Source organism: Roseburia sp. 831b (genome assembly GCF_001940165.2).
Lineage (GTDB): Bacteria > Bacillota > Clostridia > Lachnospirales > Lachnospiraceae > Roseburia.
This window is the reverse complement of sequence record NZ_CP135163.1, coordinates 121,259-140,949: the sequence shown is the minus strand read 5'-3', so window position 1 is coordinate 140,949 and position 19,691 is coordinate 121,259. Positions and strand designations below refer to the sequence as shown.

At 39.8% G+C, this 19,691-nt stretch carries 19 protein-coding genes; 12 read left to right on the top strand and 7 right to left on the bottom strand.

Going from position 1 to position 19,691, the window contains the following annotated elements; translation table 11 throughout:
• Positions 1-10 precede the first annotated feature (10 nt).
• The 11 genes from BIV16_RS15220 (at position 11) to BIV16_RS15170 (ending at position 11,894) form a co-directional block, all read left to right on the top strand.
• The gene (locus BIV16_RS15220) at positions 11-2,440 is read left to right on the top strand and encodes a PAS domain-containing hybrid sensor histidine kinase/response regulator (RefSeq protein WP_075681441.1); all 2,430 of its coding nucleotides are present in this window, start codon (positions 11-13) and stop codon (positions 2,438-2,440) included.
• A 66-nt stretch (positions 2,441-2,506) separates the two neighbouring features.
• Positions 2,507-3,370 (top strand): DUF362 domain-containing protein, encoded by an 864-nt coding sequence (locus BIV16_RS15215; RefSeq protein WP_075681439.1) that lies wholly within the window; start codon positions 2,507-2,509, stop codon positions 3,368-3,370.
• A gap of 227 nt (positions 3,371-3,597) precedes the next feature.
• On the top strand, positions 3,598-4,374 hold the full coding sequence (locus BIV16_RS15210; protein ID WP_075681437.1) for a lysophospholipid acyltransferase family protein: 777 nt from the start codon (positions 3,598-3,600) through the stop codon (positions 4,372-4,374).
• Between the two features lie 2 nt (positions 4,375-4,376).
• Entirely contained in the window at positions 4,377-5,261 is an 885-nt protein-coding gene (locus tag BIV16_RS15205; protein ID WP_075681435.1) for a glycosyltransferase, read from the top strand.
• Positions 5,221-6,177 carry a glycosyltransferase family 8 protein gene (locus tag BIV16_RS15200; protein WP_083625286.1) on the top strand — a complete coding sequence of 319 codons (957 nt, stop codon included), beginning with the start codon at positions 5,221-5,223 and terminating at the stop codon, positions 6,175-6,177. The genes BIV16_RS15205 and BIV16_RS15200 overlap by 41 nt, the downstream gene beginning before the upstream one ends.
• On the top strand, positions 6,174-7,034 hold the full coding sequence (locus BIV16_RS15195; protein WP_075681431.1) for a lysophospholipid acyltransferase family protein: 861 nt from the start codon (positions 6,174-6,176) through the stop codon (positions 7,032-7,034). Before BIV16_RS15200 ends, BIV16_RS15195 begins: the two co-directional genes overlap by 4 nt.
• A gap of 57 nt (positions 7,035-7,091) precedes the next feature.
• Positions 7,092-7,901 (top strand): ZIP family metal transporter, encoded by an 810-nt coding sequence (locus BIV16_RS15190; RefSeq protein ID WP_242940403.1) that lies wholly within the window; start codon positions 7,092-7,094, stop codon positions 7,899-7,901.
• Positions 7,902-8,349: 448 nt separating this feature from the next.
• Positions 8,350-8,853, top strand: a complete 504-nt coding sequence (locus tag BIV16_RS15185) for a CarD family transcriptional regulator (protein WP_075681427.1) — start codon at positions 8,350-8,352, stop codon at positions 8,851-8,853.
• Positions 8,854-8,899: 46 nt separating this feature from the next.
• The gene (locus BIV16_RS15180; protein ID WP_075681425.1) at positions 8,900-9,286 is read left to right on the top strand and encodes a thioesterase family protein; all 387 of its coding nucleotides are present in this window, start codon (positions 8,900-8,902) and stop codon (positions 9,284-9,286) included.
• A gap of 1,248 nt (positions 9,287-10,534) precedes the next feature.
• The gene (locus BIV16_RS15175; protein WP_075681421.1) at positions 10,535-10,966 is read left to right on the top strand and encodes a MarR family winged helix-turn-helix transcriptional regulator; all 432 of its coding nucleotides are present in this window, start codon (positions 10,535-10,537) and stop codon (positions 10,964-10,966) included.
• A 4-nt stretch (positions 10,967-10,970) separates the two neighbouring features.
• Entirely contained in the window at positions 10,971-11,894 is a 924-nt protein-coding gene (locus BIV16_RS15170) for a tyrosine-type recombinase/integrase (protein ID WP_075681419.1), read from the top strand.
• A 903-nt stretch (positions 11,895-12,797) separates the two neighbouring features.
• Here BIV16_RS15170 and BIV16_RS15165 read toward each other — a convergent pair.
• From BIV16_RS15165 to BIV16_RS15155, 3 genes are read right to left on the bottom strand one after another with little or no spacing between them, the layout of a single operon-like run.
• Positions 12,798-13,640 (bottom strand): transporter substrate-binding domain-containing protein, encoded by an 843-nt coding sequence (locus tag BIV16_RS15165; protein ID WP_075681417.1) that lies wholly within the window; start codon positions 13,638-13,640, stop codon positions 12,798-12,800.
• Positions 13,637-14,392 carry an amino acid ABC transporter ATP-binding protein gene (locus tag BIV16_RS15160; RefSeq protein ID WP_075681504.1) on the bottom strand — a complete coding sequence of 252 codons (756 nt, stop codon included), beginning with the start codon at positions 14,390-14,392 and terminating at the stop codon, positions 13,637-13,639. The genes BIV16_RS15165 and BIV16_RS15160 overlap by 4 nt, the downstream gene beginning before the upstream one ends.
• Positions 14,393-14,404: 12 nt before the next feature.
• Positions 14,405-15,070: an amino acid ABC transporter permease gene (locus tag BIV16_RS15155; protein ID WP_075681415.1), complete on the bottom strand. Its 666-nt coding sequence runs from the start codon at positions 15,068-15,070 to the stop codon at positions 14,405-14,407.
• A gap of 129 nt (positions 15,071-15,199) precedes the next feature.
• On the opposite strand from BIV16_RS15155, the gene BIV16_RS15150 reads away from it, so the two are divergent.
• Positions 15,200-15,841 (top strand): TetR family transcriptional regulator, encoded by a 642-nt coding sequence (locus BIV16_RS15150; RefSeq protein WP_075681413.1) that lies wholly within the window; start codon positions 15,200-15,202, stop codon positions 15,839-15,841.
• Positions 15,842-15,851: 10 nt separating this feature from the next.
• Here BIV16_RS15150 and BIV16_RS15145 read toward each other — a convergent pair whose 3' ends face one another.
• From BIV16_RS15145 to BIV16_RS15130, 4 genes are all read right to left on the bottom strand, one after another.
• Positions 15,852-16,241, bottom strand: coding sequence for an AsnC family protein (locus BIV16_RS15145; RefSeq protein ID WP_075681411.1), 390 nt, complete (start codon positions 16,239-16,241; stop codon positions 15,852-15,854).
• Between the two features lie 36 nt (positions 16,242-16,277).
• Positions 16,278-17,036, bottom strand: coding sequence for an NYN domain-containing protein (locus BIV16_RS15140; RefSeq protein WP_075681409.1), 759 nt, complete (start codon positions 17,034-17,036; stop codon positions 16,278-16,280).
• 302 nt (positions 17,037-17,338) lie between these two features.
• Positions 17,339-18,217, bottom strand: a complete 879-nt coding sequence (locus BIV16_RS15135) for an EAL domain-containing protein (protein ID WP_075681407.1) — start codon at positions 18,215-18,217, stop codon at positions 17,339-17,341.
• Positions 18,218-18,368: 151 nt separating this feature from the next.
• Positions 18,369-19,628, bottom strand: a complete 1,260-nt coding sequence (locus BIV16_RS15130) for an IS110 family transposase (protein WP_075680103.1) — start codon at positions 19,626-19,628, stop codon at positions 18,369-18,371.
• Between the last annotated feature and the right edge of the window lie 63 nt (positions 19,629-19,691).

Genomic DNA, 19,691 nt, shown 5'->3' with positions numbered 1-19,691 from the left:
GGGCAAAGTTATGACTGGGGAACGTGAGTTTACAGGGAAGGAAGCAGAAAGAGAACAGATTCGGGGTGATTTGTTAGAAAAATTGCAGGAAGGGATAGCAGCAGATACTTTTTTCCGCAATATTGTAGAGGATTCAGAGGCGGGCGTCTACGTTGCAGACAAAAAGACCCGCACGATTCTATATGCAAATGCAGCATTTTCAAGAATCTGCGAGATGGATGTTGGAAAATTTATCGGGAAATCCCAGAAGGAACTTTTGGAAACCTACGGAAGAACAGAATTTTTGACCAAAGAAGATATTATGGAATTGCCAAGAGCGCATTTCTCAGAATTTAAGATGTATCGGCGTGGCCACTATTTTTCGATTCGGGCGAAGGCAATCACAATAAGCGGGATGGACGCTTATATGATGTATGTTACCGATGAGACAAAGGAGCAGGAACAGCAGGTTATTCTTAAGAAGAATCTGGAAGAAATGAGACAGAATCAGCTGAAGGAAAAGACACTTCTTGCGTCTATTCCAGGTGGAATTGCAGTTTACCGGTTAAAAAAGGATGGCAGAGTGGTCGTGGATTATGCGTCGGAGGGCTTTGCAGATACGTTTGGATATACGCCGGATGAGTGCATGAAATTTGACGATATCATGGTGCATATTGCAAAAGATGATGTTGAAATGGCAAGAAGTACGGTGAAAGAGGCAATTTCACATCAGAAGTCGATTCATGCTTTTTTCCATGTGAAAACCAAGGCAGGAGAGATTTGCCCGACAAGGGTGGATGCCAATGTGATGACAGAGGCCGTAATCGGGGAGAACGATGAGGCAGTTTTATATGCGGTGCATACAAGGACAACGGAGGAGTTTATCCGCACGCTGCAGGAACAGCGCCATTACCGGAGGGTCATCAATATGCTTGGGATTGCATATTGGGAATGGAATGTGCAGGCAGGCTTTTATTGCACCAGCAATTATTATCAGTATGCAATCTCAGAAGTTCCATTCGAGGAATTACGAAAAAATCTTGTGGACGAGAAGGTGGTTCACCCGGATGACCGTGAGATTTTAAAAGAATTTCTAGCGCAGGGAGAGCTCCAAAAAGGAAAATGCAGCGCAATTCTTCGTATGTTAATGTGTGATGGCTCGTACCAGTGGACGGAAATTATCGGATTACGGGAGTATGACGGCGGAGAAGATGCGGTTCGTATCAGCTGCATACTCCGGGATGTAAATCAGGAATGGATCAGACAAAAGAAAGCTTTACAGGATGCGCTCGAGGAAGCCAAACAGGCAAATGCGGCAAAAACAGCATTTATTTCCAGAATCAGCCATGATATGCGGACTCCTTTAAATGGTATTTTGGGTATGACATCTTTCCTGAAAGAAACCATTCAGGAAGGGCAGGCTGCAAGGGATATTCAGCAGTTAGAGGCGTCCAGCCAGTATCTGTTAAGCCTGATTAACGATACATTGGATATCAGTAGAATTGAAAATGGAAAATTAGAGCTTCATCCGGTTGTCTGCGATGGAAAAAGGGTACTGGAGGAAGTACTTCGTCTGCTCCGCCCAAGTATTGAGGCAAAACATATTCAGTTCGAAGTGCGGATAGAGGAGATTCCATTTACCGTCTTATATGTAGATATTGCGCGCGTGGAACAGATTATTGTCAATATTGTCGGAAACGCTGTAAAATTCACACCGGAACATGGAAAAATTGAATTTGTGATGAAACGTATTTCGGAAGAAAATGGAGTTGCGGTGGATAGAATCATGATAAGGGATACCGGTATCGGTATGAGCAAAGACTTTTTGCCACATATTTTTGAAGCATTTTCCCAGGAAGAGCATCGCAAAGCCAAGACAAGCGAGGGAACAGGCCTTGGCATGCCAATCACGAAAAATCTGGTCGATTTGATGGGCGGTTCGATTGAAATTGAGAGCGAAATTGGAAAAGGAAGCTGCTTTATGATTACGCTCCCGATTAAAATTGCATCGGAAGAGCAGGTTGCGCGCTGGAAAGAGGAGAGTCAGAAAAAAGAGGAAGAGGATGTATTAATAAACAAGAGAATTTTAGTCTGCGAGGATCACCCGCTAAACAGAGAGATTGTAACCAGACTTTTGATTCACAAAAAGATGCGCGTAGAGGTGGCAGAGAATGGAAAAGTCGGAGAGAAGATGTTTGAACATGCGCCACTCCATTACTATGATGCCATTCTGATGGATATTCAGATGCCGGTCATGGATGGCATGGAGGCAACAAGGGCGATTCGCGCTCTGCACCGCCCGGATGCAAAGACAGTACCAATCATTGCAATGACGGGTAATTCCTTTGATGAGGATGTGAAAAAATCGTTCGAGGCAGGCATGAATGCACACCTGTCAAAGCCAATCGATGCAAAGAAATTGGTATCTACGCTAATTACAGAAATTGGGAAAAAAGAATAAAAAACTTGCACCTAAAGTTAACTTTAGTGTTATGATGAAAAGGAAACAAAACAAGGAGGATGTAAAATGAAGCCGATTGTATATTTTTCAAGAGAAATTTCACCAGAAAAAGTAGCAGAAATGTATCAGCTTGTTGGAAAGCAGCTTCCTGGAAAGGTAGCTGTAAAGCTTCATTCCGGTGAGGAAGGAAATCAGAATTTTTTAAAACCAGAATTTTGGAAACCAATCATTGAAGAAGTAAAAGGAACTGTTGTGGAATGTAATACCGCATATGAAGGTGCGAGAAACACGACGGCAAAACATAAAGAACTCATAAAAAAACATGGATGGAGTCAGTATTTTGATGTGGATTTGATGGACGCAGAGGGACCAGACCTTGAACTTGCGATTCCAAATGGAAAAAGAATCAAGGTTGACTATGTTGGAAAGGATTTAGCAAACTATGATTCCATGCTGGTATTGTCCCATTTCAAAGGACATCCGATGGGAGGCTTTGGCGGAGCATTAAAGCAGTTGTCTATCGGTGTGGCTTCTTCTTATGGAAAAGCTTACATCCATGGCGCCGGTGATCCAAAAGAAATCTGGACCGCTGACCATGATTCTTTCTTAGAGTCGATGGCAGATGCAGCTTCTGCAGTGGTAGATTATTTTAAAGGAAATATGGTTTATATCAATGTCATGAAGAATATGTCTGTCGACTGTGACTGCTGTGCGGTAGCAGAAGACCCTTGCATGAAGGATATCGGAATCTTAGTTTCCCTAGACCCTATCGCAATTGACCAGGCATGTTTAGACCTTGTATACCAGTCCGATGATCCGGGACGTGACCATCTCGTGGAACGAATTGAGAGCAGAAATGGTGTTCATACCGTAGAAGCAGCTGCAGCGCTTGGTTTTGGCTCAAGAGAATACGAATTAAAAGAAGTCTAATCCTTACAAAAACAAGATTAAAATACGATTTGAAACAGGAGAACGAGAAAAACTGTTTCGAATCGTATTTTTTTCTCATGTAATTGGAAATATCAAAAAATGTGGAAACTTTGATAAAAAATTAACAATACGACAGGAACATCAGGTTGAATAAAAAGGGGACAAGTGTTACAATAAATGAGCATGTCATGTTTTGACAAAAATGAGTTTGATGGGGTAGTGAGAGCGTGGCAGAGAAAAAGACGAACAAAGTACAGTATTACCGGAGTTTTCAAGATGATGTTGTCGTGAATGAGAATCAGGATTGTAAACTTCCGGATACGTATGTTTATATAAAAAAGAGCAGATGGTATCAGTTTTTTGCCGGGCTTCTGTTTAAAATAGCATGGATTTTCAGCTTTTTTTACTGCAAATTTGGATTACATATTTCCGTAGAGAACAGGGATGTGCTAAAATCCTATCGGAAAAAGGGATATTTCTTATATGGAAATCATACACAGCCGATAGGAGACGTTTTTTCACCGGCAAGGGTCTGTGGTGCGAAACGTTTTTATTCGGTGGCGAGCGCAGCAAACTTAGGGGTTCCTGTGGTTGGAAAACTTTTGCCCATGTTAGGCGCGTTGCCGGTTCCTATGGATTTATCCCAGATGAAAGCGTTTTACCGCGCTGTTAAGACGAGAATTTCACAAGGATGCTGTGTGGTGATTTATCCGGAAGCCCATGTCTGGCCGTATTACACGAAGATACGTCCGTTCCCGGCAACTTCCTTTCGATTTCCGGTGGAATGTCAGGCGCCATCTTTTTGTATGACGACGACCTATCAGAAAAGAAAGCATGGAAAGAAGCCAAAGATAACGATGTACGTGGACGGCCCATTTTTCCCAGACGAAAGTCTTTCCAAAAAAGAACAACAAAACCAGCTTCGTGACCAGATAGAAAGCTGCATGCGCGAGCGGAGTAAAAGAAGTTCTTATGAATATATCCGTTATGAGAAGGAGAGCTAGATATGAATATTTTATATTGTGGTGATCAAAATATTGAGCGCGGTATGTTGATTTCGGTTCTATCTCTGCTTAAGAATGTGCCGGAACCGCTGCATATTTATGTGATTACGATGTCTGCAGAGTGGAACGGCAAACAATATGAGCCGGTTGCAGATGAGATGCTAGAATTTTTGCGGAAACGGATTCGGTTTACCAACCCAGATGGTTCCATTGAAAAATTTGATGTGACGGAAGCATTTAAAAAAGAGATGCCAAGTGTCAATATGGAGACACGTTTCACACCATATTGCATGCTTCGCCTTTTTGCAGATCAGATTGAAACATTGCCAGACCGGATTTTGTATTTAGACAATGATGTGGTATGCAGACAGAACTGCCTTTCATTTTATGAGGAAGATCTTGACGGATATGAGCTGGCCGGAGTGCTTGATTACTATGGAAAGTGGTTTTACCATAATCATTTTTTGAAATTTGATTATATGAACTCTGGCGTTTTGCTTTTAAATATGAAAAAAATAAGGGAGACCGGACTTTTTTCCAAGTGCCGGAAAATGTGCCAGGAAGAAAAAATGTTTTTGCCGGATCAGGCTGCAATCAATAAGCTTGTTACCTCCAAAAAGATTTTACCAAGAAAATACAACGAACAGCGCAGATTAAAGGATGATACGGTCATGCAGCATTTTACCACGACGTTTCGCCTTTTTCCATGGTTTCATACCGTTACCGTAAAACCATGGAATGTAACGGGGCTGCATCGCGTGTTAAAAAATTTCGCGTATGATGACATTTTAAATGAATATGCCTGTCTGATGAACTATAAACAGGAAAAGAAAGTAAAGGGAGATTATGATGAGAAACAATACGATACCAATATTTTTTTCAATTGACGATACTTACGCACCATATTTAGATGTTGCGCTGCACTCTTTGGTTGCAAATGCGTCGAAGGAATTTCAATACCATATTATTATTATGCATCAGGAATTATCAGCAAGAAATCAGGAACTTCTTGCAAAAAATGCGTCAGAGAAGTTTCAGATTGAGTTCTATCGCATGGAGGATAAGTTTGATCAGATTACGGATAGAATTGAGAATCGTCTAAGACATAATAATTTTACACTTACGATTTACTTCCGTCTTTTTATTGCGGAGATGTTTCCACAGTATGAGAAAGGAATTTACATTGACAGTGACGTGGTGGTACCGGGCGATATTTCAGAATTATACCAGATTGATTTGGGTGACAATATCATCGGAGGCTGCAAAGATCACTCGATTGCGGCAAACGAAATTTTGATGCAGTATATTGAAAATGTAATCGGTGTTTCAAGAAATGACTACATTAATTCCGGTGTGTTACTGATGAATCTAAAAGAGATGCGTGAGAAAAAGTTTAGTGAACGTTTTATGGAACTTCTTTGCAAATACCATTTTGACAGTGTGGCACCGGATCAGGATTATCTGAATGCCATGTGTAATGGTAGAATGCTTTATCTAGACGAATGTTGGGATGCTATGCCGGCAGAAGGGCGTGAACCATTGAAAAATCCAAAACTGGTACATTATAATCTGTTTTTTAAACCGTGGAATTATGATGTACCGTATGATCACTACTTCTGGGAATATGCGAAAATGTCCTCCTACTATGAGGAACTGTTTGCACAGAAGAAAAACTGTTCCGAGGAACAAAAGAAAGCAGACAATGAAGGACTTGAAATTTTAGTAAACCGTGCGAATGAGATGATTCACTTTGATATTACATTTAAAAAGGTGATGGAAAGAGGAGAAAAGGTGCGTATATGATTATAGGAGCCAATAAAAATCTGGTAATCGAAAACATCAAGAAGAATGCCGGGCAGGGAAAGTTCAACAATAAGGTAGAGGTGGATGACCCGAATTTATCCGCCAGACAAAAGCACAAGATTATCCGCCATTATCTGCATACCAGAAAGACATTGTCCTACCGTTTCTTTGGTTTTATTGCCCGGATTATCATTGATATCGTCAGTGGAAAAGAAAATAGAACTACGGAAGTAGTTGGATTGGAAAATGTAAAAGACATCAAAGGTGGAGCCTTTATTACCAGCAACCACTTTAATCCGCTTGACAGTACGGTAATTCGGACTTTTGTAAAAAAACACAGCAGACGCAAGTATTTTATTGTAAGCCAGGAGTCCAATCTTGCAATGAAGGGATTTATCGGCTTTATCATGCGTCATGCCGGAGTGATTCCGATTACTTCCGATAAGAATTACTTAGAAAAGGTATTTCCAAAGCTGTTAAAAGAAAAAATCAGGAAAAAACAGTTTGTGCTGATTTACCCGGAACAGGAAATGTGGTTTAATTACCGCAAGCCAAGACCGCCAAAGCGTGGTACTTATTACTATGCAGCGAAAATGAATGTGCCAGTCATTTCTTGTTTTACAGAGATTGTAGATTTACCGGAAAAGGAGACGGAGGAGTTTTATAAAACAAAGTGTATTCTTCACGTCTTAAAACCGATTTATCCGGATCCAAACCTTAGTGTAAGAGAAAATAGCATTGCGATGATGAACCTTGATTATGAGCAGAAAAAAGAAGCCTACGAGCAGGCTTATGGAAAACCGTTAACCTATGATTTTGAGCCGGCGGATATCGCAGGCTGGGTGGAGGCGTACTGAAAAAACATTTTCATAACTGTTGCATATAGTATAGTAAATCTGAAATAAGGATTTTGTATGCGAAAGGAGAGAGGAGGAAAGCTGCTGATGCAAGAAGTCGCAAGAGGAATTCTGATTCCATTTCTTGGAACAACAATAGGTGCAGCATTTGTATTTTTTTTAAAGAAAGAACTAAATGTTGTCCTGCAAAAAGCGCTGGCAGGCTTTGCCGCCGGGGTTATGGTTGCTGCATCTATCTGGAGTCTGTTGATTCCAGCGATGGAGCAATCTGCGGAACTTGGAAAATTTGCATTCCTTCCGGCTTTGGTCGGATTCTGGATTGGAATTTTGTTTTTACTTTTCCTGGATCACATCATTCCGCATCTTCATGCAAACAGTGAGGTGGCGGAAGGACCGAAAAGTAAGTTAAAAAAGACGACGATGCTGATACTTGCCGTCACACTTCATAATATTCCAGAGGGAATGGCAGTCGGTGTCATCTATGCTGGCTGGATGTCCGGCGAAGCAAAGATTACGATGATGGGAGCTTTGGCACTTTCCATTGGAATTGCCATTCAGAACCTGCCGGAGGGCGCAATCATTTCCATGCCACTTCGGGCAGAAGGAGCAAGCAAAAAAAGAGCGTTTCTTTATGGAACGTTGTCTGGTGTGGTAGAACCAATTGGAGCTCTACTTACGATTCTTGCCGCATATTTTATCATTCCGTTATTGCCATATCTGCTCAGTTTTGCAGCCGGAGCCATGATGTATGTGGTGGTAGAGGAGCTTGTACCGGAGATGGCAGAAGGAGAGCATTCTGATATTGGAACTATTCTTTTTGCAGTTGGATTTACCTTGATGATGTCGTTAGATGTTGCACTTGGTTGATGACTGCAAATAACGTGTATTACAATTAAAATACCTTTAATGAATTCAATGAGTATTAAATTCATTAAAGGTATTTTTGCATTTTATGAAAAATTTTGTAAGCGAAAAATTGTATCATCAACGAAATGCACATAGGAAAGAAGTCACAAAGAACAAAAAATATGTGATAATCACAAAAACAATAGGGATGAATTGTGCGCATTTTTCACAAATTTTTCATATTTACCGCTATTTGCCTTACGAATTGGGTAAAAATGTGCTATAATAGAAATAGTGGGAATGGGAAATGTCAGGGGATATTGATATTCAGGAAAAGGTTGATTTCGTGAGTAGAATATTTTATACATGAGATTCTCAGCTTTTAAGACAAGAAGTTTATAACTGATGTTTGGAATTGACTTATCTTGGAGACATTCGATGATAAGTCTATTTTTTTAAGGAGGTAAGTATGTATCAGGTTGATGATTATGTAGTATGTGGTAACAAAGGTCCGTGTGTAGTAGAAAGCATTGGTCCACTGGAATTTAACAGTTCAGGAGATCTCTACTACACCCTGGTACCGCTATCCAATTTAGGCAGTAAGATTTTTATTCCAATTGAAAAAGAAGAAAGCCGCATGAGACCGGTATTATCAAAAGAAGAGGCGATGGATCTTTTGAATCACATTGGAATGATTGAACCAATCGGAATCACGGAAGAAAAGAGACGGGAAGAAATTTACAAAGAGAACGTAAACGGTGGCAATTGTACGAATCTTCTTCAGATGATAAAAACACTTTCTTTGCGAATTCAAAAGCGGAAAGAAAATGGAAAAAAAATTACAGCAATCGATGAAAAGTATTTTCATATCGCAGAAGACCGGTTATACGCCGAGCTTGCATTGTCACTTGGCACAGAACGTGAAAAAATCAAAAAATATGTCGTAGAGTATTTTACTCCTGCCTGGAATTAGGTATAATAGGCTTAAGAAAATCAGAACCAGAAAGGAATTTACACAGATGGAAATTGGAATTACCGCAAATCAGACAACCACAGTAACGGAACAGATGACAGCAAAAGTAATGGGAAGCGGAAAACTGGATGTCTATGCAACCCCTTGTATGATTGCTTTTGTAGAGAATACAGCAAGCAACAGCGTAGAGCCATATTTAGAGGATGGACAAGGTACCGTTGGTACACTTGTGAATGTAAAGCATGTTTCCGCAACACCGGTTGGCATGAAAGTAACATGTGAGACCAAACTGGTAGAAGTTGACCGCAAACGTCTTGTTTTTGATGTAAAAGTTTATGATAAGTCCGGGTTGATTGGAGAAGGTACACATGAGCGTTTTATCATCGAGAATCAGAAATTTACGGATAAGACCTATGCAAAGCTGGAAAAATAAAAGAGCAGGCCGCTAGAAATAAGAAAATTTGGACAATTATTTGAAGCTGCAGCGATTGCAGAAAGAATGGACGAATCAAGACAAGAAGCGTTTATAGATGGAGAAATCTGTCTGTGAACGCTTTTTTTGTCATAGGATTCGGGTGTCAAAAGATAGCCAGGATTTTACAATAATTAATATGTAATGCAGAAACATGCGTTACCTTCACAAGTGTAGCAACGCCCCTATGATACTTCAATCTTTGTAGGAATGTAAGATATAATAAAGGTTTTTGGGATTATTCCGGAAAGAAAGGAGTGGATAAAGAAGGAGGGTAGAGCGATAAGGAAAGACTGTAAAAAAAGACGCATATTGTCGGGATATGTATATAGAACGACAAAACCGCCATTTATCTCTTCCCACCACACATACATATAATAAAATGAAAATTACACCCTCCACATAAAAACACAAACAAGGATAAACCCTCACCCAAAACATCTCAATTCCCATGCATTGCAGGTTTCAATACCTTCGAGTCATATTTTCAAGAAATATTTTGCATTGCAGAAAGAATCCTGCAAGCAAGATTCTCCGCCTGCAGCGGGTAGCATTTGCGACATTGTTCAACTCCGCGAGAATCATCCAACCCCATCTTTTCTCACAAAACATATAATATTCCCTTTCCACTTGTATGTTATGATGTCTAACTTCTCCTTTTCCTGGATGCATTAATGCAACATGGTCATCCCGGAATTGCGATTTGCACCCCATAATTGGGCAGATATTAAAATCGAATTCCTAAAAAGTCAGTAGCTGAGAATATTATTGTCTTGTTCCATATTATTTGATGGATTTCCTTGCTGTCTCAAAATTAAATATGAGACAGTGGTTGCAATCTCTCTTTCATCTTATGGAATCATTCTTACCTGGTGCACCTCTTCTTTTTGAAAGAATCCTGTCGTTTTCTCACGAAATGACGGATTGGCATCATTTTACATTTTTCTATTTTTTCTCCAATGCCGGATATTTTATTAGTTTTCCAGAAATCTAATTTTGAAGCCACCTGGTCATGCATGACATTTTTTGCAATTTTCCTTGCATTTTACAAGGTTTTCGACGATATTTCTCACAAAATTCTTTGACAAAAATACTATTTTTATTTATAATTAGTTTATACAGAAACTATTATTTTCACATATAAAATTAGTTTTTCAAGAAACTATTTTAGTGATTTTTTCATCTATTTTCGAAAAAAGGAGTGGATTTATGACCCATTTTGACCTCAATTTACTGTTTTATTTCAACAATTTATTTTCCAGCCAATATGACACTGTTTTTACAAGTGCTGCCAAATCGTGTCAGATTTCCAGGGCAGAAGCGGATATTTTAGTTTTTCTTGCATCTCATCCGGCGTTTGATACCGCAAAGGAAATCTGCCAGAATCGTGGATTTTCCAAGGCTTATGTCTCAAAGGCTCTGGATGCTCTTGTAAAAAAAGGCTTTGTCTCACTTGTTGTTGATACAAATGATCGTCGCTGCCAACACATTTATCTGTCACACCATTCGGATGAGGTCGTTGCCACATTGCTTGCAGCACAGGAGAGCGTTGTAAACAATTTTTTTCATGACTTTAGCGATAATCAGCTGCAGGATTTTACAGATTTCTTAAAGCTTGCTGCCAACGGCAGACGGGAGTAACAAAATGAGAGAACCAAGTATCTATTTTTCAACAACCTTTTACCAGCGCATCTGGCCAAGGTTTTCAGATTCCTTTCGATCCACTAAAACAAAAAACGATTATTTTTCGTTAGTTTGTGCTATCTGTGATTTTTGTCAGAAAGACTTTTTAGAATTGACCGGTCAGGACGCGCAAAACTTTTTTGATGATCAGCTAAATCGATATCATCTAGGAAAATTAAGGCTTTCCACGATTCAGGTGCGTTTTTCCAGATTGCATTCAATTGCAAATTTTATCTTACAAAATGGTTTGACCTGGAGTATTCGTGCTTATCAGAATCCATTTACCGAGGTAAATCTTCCAGAACCCGACGTTTATCTTACTAAGGAGCATGTTCCAGATTTAAAACAGATGGATTCCATTCTTACGATGTGCAAGGCAGACCCACAGCTTTACGTTGCAGTCAGCATTGTCATCCGGTGCTCCCTGACGACCTCTGAACTTTGTTCTCTGAAACGAAGCCGCATTATTGTGGATTCTACCAATCACTTTGGATTTATTTTAGGAGAAAAGCGGCAGAAGCGGGTAGTAAAAATTCCAAACGATATTGCAAAATTGATTCAGGAACTGATTTCCGTTTCGCCATCCAATCAGGATTCCCTTTTTGTCAACACAAGGGGAGATGCCTTAACTCCACGTGGGCTGCAGCGCCTTTATCAAAAATATGTTTCTTTTTCAAAAGGTTCTTATAACTATACCCTGAGCGACTTGCGAAACGGAAGTATTGCCTACTTACTATCATTAAAAGGTGTCACTGTCAATGAAGTTGCAAATTATGTTGGAGTCGACGTCGGTTGGATGCACCGATACGACATGGTCGTTCCGGAATTGCAATTTGCACCCCATGATTTGGCAAATATTGAAATTAAATCTTTAAAAAGTCAGTAAAATCAAGGTTTTCCAGACACAGAAGCTCTGTATGCGATTTTTATTTCTAAAAACATGTATTTCCCTGCTTTCATATTAGAATAATCGCATACAGAGCTTTCTGGTTTTTTCACTTTTCTTTAGGATGGGAGGAGGTTCTTTTTCTTAGGATAATTCTCCGGATTTTGATATAATTACTTTTTAGAATGAGTCAGTGGGCGTTTAAGAATATTCTTCATTCCCTACGCCCATTTTTCCTTCTTTTTCAGTTAAAATTTTCCTCAAATGGGCAGTACGGATATAGAATAACCATCGTACGCCCCGGTTTTTACGAAAATCGGGGCGTAGTAAGAACTTCATTCTATCTCCACGCCCATTTAGCTGTTTTTAGCGACTGATTTTCCTGAAAAATGGGCGTATCCTAGCTTTCCAAACCTCGTACGCCCTTTACTTGATAATAACGTCTACATTAGGACATCACATTTCTGTATTCCCTATATCTATATGATTCCATATACCTTTATGAAAATCTCAAAACCTATCCATATTAAATATATGTCTCATAATTAATTTTGAGACATGTATTTATTCGTTAAACCTGACTTTAGCGAATAGGTATATGTCTGAACGCTACAACTTGAAAGAAAATAGGTATATGTCTGAACGCTGCCACTTGAAAGAAAATAAGTATATGTCTGACCAGCTACCACGTAAAATATATAAGTAAATGCAACATTCTAACACTAAACAACAGAACTTATAAATGTTACATTTACTATCGAATTCTATTATTTTTACAGTACATCCACATTGATATATTTTTACAGTCATTAAATAAAAAACACCCAGAAAACCTGCCGTCCCTTCCATTTTCATAGAAGAACCGACCTATTTCCTGGGTAATCATTGTTTCAAATCACTTTCTTATTCCGCAGTAATATCGTTTCCAAAATATTTGTTGGACAAATCTGCTAAAACGCCTTCCTCACGGAGTTCTACGATTGCTTTGTTGATTGCCTCTCTTAAAGAAGCTGTTTCATCGCCTTTTCTCATTGGAATTGCGACTAAAGATGCATCATCGGTCAACGCTGCAATTTTTAAAGCTGCATCTGGATGTGCGTTCATGTAATCATAGTAAGTAACCTCTGCATTCAAAGTTGCATCTACACGTCCTGCAAGCAAAAGTTCGATGGTCTGGTTCAAATCATCTACGCCTGTTGCAGTTGCGCCATAGCTTTCTGCAAGCGCTGCGTAAGTACTTGTTAATGTGTTTGCAGTCTGTTTTCCATCCAAATCTTCAAAAGATTTGATAGAATCGTTGTCATCTTTTACAATAATTGCGGTACGAATATAAGCATATGGATCGGAAAAATCATATTTTTCGCTTCTCTCATCTGTCACTTCAATTCCGTTTGCCATGATATCGTAACGTCCTGCCTCGATTCCGGCAAGCAGTCCATCGAATTCACCTTCCACAAAAGTTGCTTTCACGCCTAATTTTTCTGCAATTGCCTTTGCAACTTCCACGTCAAATCCAACTAATTCGTCGTTTTCATCGTGATAGGTCCATGGAGACCAGGTTCCTTCTGTTGCAATTACAATCTCTCCCTTATCCTGAATCTGGCTTAATAAATCACCGCCCTCTTCATTTACATTTGTAGTTGCTTCTGTTGTATTCTCGTCTGCTTTGTTCTCTGTGCCACAGCCTGCAAATACGGTTGCAGAAACTGCCACTGTCATTAGTAATGCGATTAATTTCTTTTTCATACGCTATCCTTTCTGTTTTCCTGTCCTAATGTTTTTAAGAAAAGTTTGACACGCTCCTCTTTTGGATGTTCAAAAAATGTTTTGGCATCTCCTTCTTCTAAAATGGAGCCATCCTCCATAAAAATTACATGCGATGACACATTTTTTGCAAAATTCATCTCATGTGTGACCACAATCATCGTACGGCCTTCCTCAGCTAATTTTCTCATAACTGTCAGCACTTCTCCGACAAGCTCCGGATCTAAGGCACTCGTTGGCTCATCAAAAAAGATGATTTCCGGATCTGTGGCAAGCGCTCTTGCAATTCCAACCCTTTGCTGCTGTCCTCCCGACAACTGACTTGGATAGTAATCGTAACGATCGGAAAGTCCTACCTTATCCAATGCCTGTTTTCCAATCTGAATCGCCTGCTCTTTTTGCATCTTTCTTGCAACAATCAGACCTTCTGTCACATTTTCCAAAGCTGTCTTATTCAAAAATAGGTTGTAATTTTGAAAAACAAATGCTGTTTTTCTGCGGATTCTGGCAATATCCTTCTTGCTTACATGTCCAAAAGAAAACTGCTCTCCATCAAACACCATCGTTCCGGCATCCGCTGTCTCCAAAAAATTCAGGCAGCGAAGCAATGTTGTTTTCCCGGAGCCACTTGGTCCAAGAATTGCGACAACATCACCTTTTTTCACGGAAAGGCTGATGCCCTTTAAGACTTCCATGCCGTCAAATTTTTTCTGAATATTCTGTATTTCTAACAACGCCATGACCTCCTATGCTCCGTATTTTGCCAGTTTCTTCTCACCCACACGCTGTAACTTCGTCAGCACGGTTGAGAAAAGTAAGTAGATGGCACCAACTTCTATGTACAATGCCAATGGCTCGTAAGTTCTTGCCACAATACGCTGTGTCGCCATAAACATCTCCAGTACCGTAATGTTTGCGGCAAGAGACGTATCTTTTACCAGGCTGATTAAGGAGTTTGATAACGGCGGAAATGCGGTACGGAATGCCTGTGGAAGCACAATTCGACGCATCGTCTGCCAATAGCTCATTCCCACACAGTAGCCAGCTTCTAACTGTCCCTTGGAAACAGACTCTATCGCTGCTCTCATCGTCTCGGAATCATAGGCGCCGGTATTGATTGCAAATACAAAAATCGCAGCCGGAACCGGATTGATTAAAAGTCCAAGTCTTGGCAAGCCATAGAAAATCACATATAGCTGCACCAGAAGCGGCGTTCCACGGATTACCCACACATAAAATCTGGCAAGCTGTTTTAGGCCCTTGATATCTGCTACCTGAATCAATGCAACGACAACTGCAATAACAAGTGCAATTGCAAAGGAAATAATCGTCAAAGGTACTGTCATCGTAATACCCGGCACAAGTATTTTCCAAAATGAATCTACCAAAATCTCAAATAATCGGTTCGTCATTTTATTTCATCCTCTCGTTTGTTAACATACGCCGTGTCTATTATTTGAAATATATCATACAATTTGTATCTTGTCAATTTTCCATTCCCACGTTATAATAAAAATAAGAACTTTCTAGGAGGGTAAAACATGTCTTGTTGTGTACGTGCAAGAAGTGAAAAACAAAAAGAACAGTGTCTGGTGGAAATCAAGGAGGCAGCCGATGCTCTTTTTTCAACGGAGGACTATCAGGAGATTACACTGACCACCATTGCAAATAAGCTTGGCTGGTCCCGCTGTAAGCTCTATAACTATGTCACAACAAAAGAAGACATTTTCCTGGAAATCATTGCAGATAAACGGGATGCTTACATGACAAATCTACTCAGTGCGTATCCGCTCGGCTGCACTTACAGCCATGAAGTCCTGGCAGAAGTCTGGGCAAATATTTTAAACTGCCACCGCGATTATTTGAAATATTGTGCCATTCTCTCTACCATTATCGAGACAAACGTTTCCATTGAACGCCTTGCCGCATTCAAAAAATCTTACTATACTCTGGCGGATCAGCTCAATTCCGTTTTGGCAGAGAATCTTCATATTTCTAATGAAAAAGCAGAACAGCTTTTTCTTGCCATCTATCACTATGCCGTTGGAACCAACAGTGGCTGCCAGAATCACCCATTGATAAAAGAAGCAATGTCTTTAATTGGAAAAGAAAAGACTGACATCCCTTTTTGTGAAACAATGAAAGACTTTATCTTAATGTGCCTCAACTGGTACACCAAGTAAAGTCTCTCCTTTAAAACGTATATCCTTTATAAATCTCACCAAAAGGAGCATTCTCTTTCTTACTCTCCTCCTGGTACTGTCTTAATCTTTGAATTCTTCGATAACAGGTTGCCCTTGAAATGTTTGCTAATCGGGCGATTTCATTTACAGATGTAGTTTCTAACAGCTGCTCCACATCTCCGTATGTCAGATTCTCAGTCAGCTTTCTTTTTCGTCCCGCATTTCGCTTTTTCAGATTGGATATCTGTTCTCCTGTATAAGCAACCTGCAGGGTAATCTGTCCTGCCTGTTTCTGCGCTTTCGCATCGATTCCAAGTGTATTTAAAAGTTCTGTCAGGTTTGCAATGTTTAATTCGTTTGCAATGGAATCGTTTGATACAATGTTGATTTTCTGTTCCATAAAATCTCCATTCTTACGCGGCTTTTTCGCTAATTCCTATTTCTTTTTCACATAGACAAGTGTGATTCCACGGCTTGTTTTTCCTGATTTCGTCTGAATCTCGTCAAAACTTGCCACAAGCTGTGTCAGCTTGTTAAATCCATAGTTACGACAGTCAAAATCCGGGAACTCTTTCAAAAGATAATTTCCCAAATCTCCCATGAAAAGCCATCCATCATCCTGAGACTTATTCTCAATCAGTGAAATAATGGTTGATTTGATGGTCTCAAAACTTGTGATTGGTGCTACTTCCTGTTCTTCCTGCTCCACCTCTACTTTAACACCCTTTTCCTTGACTTTCTTCTTGCCAGGACGTGTTGCCTTATACAGCACATCAAGCGTCTTAAACACACGACACGCTTTTACAAAAGGAGATGGCGTCTTGCTCTCTCCCATTCCGATAATATCCTTGCCGGATTCCCTAAGTCTCATGGCAAGCCTTGTGAAATCACTGTCCGAGGATGCCAGAATAAACCCATCTACATTATTTCCATATAAAATATCCATGGCGTCAATAATCATCGCTGAATCCGACGAATTTTTCCCTTTTGTATAGGTATATTGCTGTATTGGAGTAATCGAATTCTCCAACAGTGTCTCTTTCCAGGACGATTTTGAATTGTCCGTCCAGTCCCCATAGATTCGTCTAATGCTGATGGTACCAAACTCTTTTGCCTCACTTAGTATAATATCCAGATACTTTGGTGCAATATTGTCCGCATCTACCAGCAGTGCATATTTGTTTTCATTCTCCATGAAATATCATACCTCTCTTTTCCCATTTACCCATTGTGATATACCGATTATACTACTTTTGTGATAAAATTAACATTCATTTCCAGGACATTTTTAGAAAATCTTTCGATAGACTTCATTTTTTCTTCAGATTATGTCCTTATTTTGGTCACAATTTGTTGGTATCCTAATACCTGTCAAAAGGTAAACAACCTTTTCAAAAATTTTCATAAACTCTCCCCCTTTCGTTGAAGAACCCTTAACTTCAACGATAAAGAAGCACGTTCCCTCAAACGTGCTTCTTTTTCATTGGCAAACTCCATTTATTCAGAAAAATACCGGGATTCGAACGTATCAACCGGCATCGGTGCCGCAAAAAAGTAACCTTGTATCATGTCGCATCCGACTTCTTTCAAAAAGGTAACGATTTCCTCTTTTTCCACTCCCTCTGCAATCACTGCGATTCCAAGTGATTTACCAAGCTGGACGACCATCTCCACAATTTTTCTGCTACGGCTTTTTGCATCTGTATCACTGAAAAATCCCATATCAATTTTTAAAACATCCACCGGAATATCTTTTAAGGTGTTCAAAGAAGAATAACCGCTTCCAAAATCATCCATTTCAATCGAAAATCCCAGACTCTGCAAGCGTTCCAGCAATTCTAACATCTGCTCCTGTTCCCTTACAAACGCGCTTTCCGTCAGTTCGAGATTTAATTTTGCCGGATTAATCTGATATTTTTGAATCAGTTTTGAAAATTCCTTTGCAATATCCATGTAATAAAAATCTCTTGGTGAGATATTCACAGACAGCGACATTTCGCCTTTTCCTTCTTTTTCCCAGCGATTTAAAACCTGGCATGCCTTTTCCCAGATATAGCGGTCTAATCGCGCTACCATGCCGTTTTTCTCGAATACCGGAATAAATACGCCCGGCGAAATCATGCCATCCTCTCCATGACACCAGCGAACCAGCACTTCGCCACTTTCACAGCGTCCGGTTGTAAGTGAAGTCTGTGGCTGAATATAGATTTCAAACTCCTCCGCCTCGATTGCTTCATCAAAATCCGCAATCAGCTTCTGTTCCCTCATATATTCTTCATGAATTTCCTTATTGTAATAGGCAACATTTTTATTGTAATCCCCTTTTATGGATTCAATGGCAGTGATTGCGCGGTCACACATTGCTCCCACTGACATGTCGCGGTTCTTAATAAAATAGACTCCAAAATAATTTACAAACGTGAAAGTTTGAAACAAACAAGTAGAGGACAGCCTAAAAATAAAGAGCATAGCAAATAAACCGCCTAAGCAGTCGGTTTTAAAAATTGAATATATACACAACACCTAATCAGGTAACAGGAACAACATCATCTTTGATAATGTAGCCTCGCTGCTTCATTAAATTAAGTGCCTGTGAAGTAGTCAATACTTTGGATTTATTCACAGGTCGCGATTCAAGAAAACCTTCAGGCGTATATGGTTTTAGATCTGTGAGTATGTGCCAGATAGCGGTCAGGATCATACGACAGATGGCAATGATAGCTTTCTTGTGACCACGACGTGCTTTTATACGTCGATAACGGTTTGTAAATTCTGGGTGTTTCTTGGATTTGATTAAAGCATTTGCAACTTGCACCAAAACTGGTTTAAAATAAGAACCAGCACGGGAAATCCTAGTGGATTTGATTTTATGATTGCTTTGATCATTACGGGGACAACATCCAGCCCATGATATGAGGTTTTTAGCTGTGGGGAAGACAGACATATCACCTCCGATTTCAGAAAGCACCTGAATAGCAGTCATTGGGGTCTTATCGAATCCAGGTACGGTTCGTATAAGATTGAGAATGCTTTCATACTTATCACTGAGACGAAAGATTTCCCGTTCTATTTCTACTTTGTGCATTTCTAATTCATCAATGTGATTTAAACATTGTCTGAGCTTTACAGCTTGTTGTTTGGATATGGCACCATCAACAGCAGCTTGTATTTCTTCGGTAGGAGTCTTACATCTGCTATCCACAAAAGGTGACACATCAAATGTTTCCCCAGGGTGTTGTAAAATCTGTTCCGTAATGGAACGGGAGGATTTACCAAATATATCAGAAAAGACATCATCCAGTTTTAAGTTAGAAACAGTAAGACAGTTATGAGCACGATTCTTCTCACCGGTGATCATACAAGTGAGTTTGAAACGGTATCTTACTAAATCTCTTAATTCACGGATGTCAGCCGGTGGAATAAAGGAAGGTTTTACCATTCCACACATATATAGGTCACAAATCCATTTAGCATCCTTGCGGTCAGTCTTGTTGCCTTTTTGCGGTTTGGTATATTTGGGGTGGGAAAGAGTAACCCAGATGTTATTCTTCTCCAGAACATTAAAAACAGGGATCCAGTACTTACCGGTAGATTCCATGCAGACATCCGTACAGTTGTATTTGGAAAGCCAGTCACACAGCTCCTGCAGACCTTTGGTAAAGGAAGAAAAGCGGGCTTCTTTATACTCGGTACGTTTCAGGGAATCAGTTATGCCGATACAGGCATAGATCCAGGTTTTGTGGACGTCAAGACCACAACAGTTATTTTTGAGAATTTTAAACGACAATAAAAGTACCTCCTGATGATTTAGCGTTATAAAACTGACAGTGACTGGTCATCCGGCAAAATC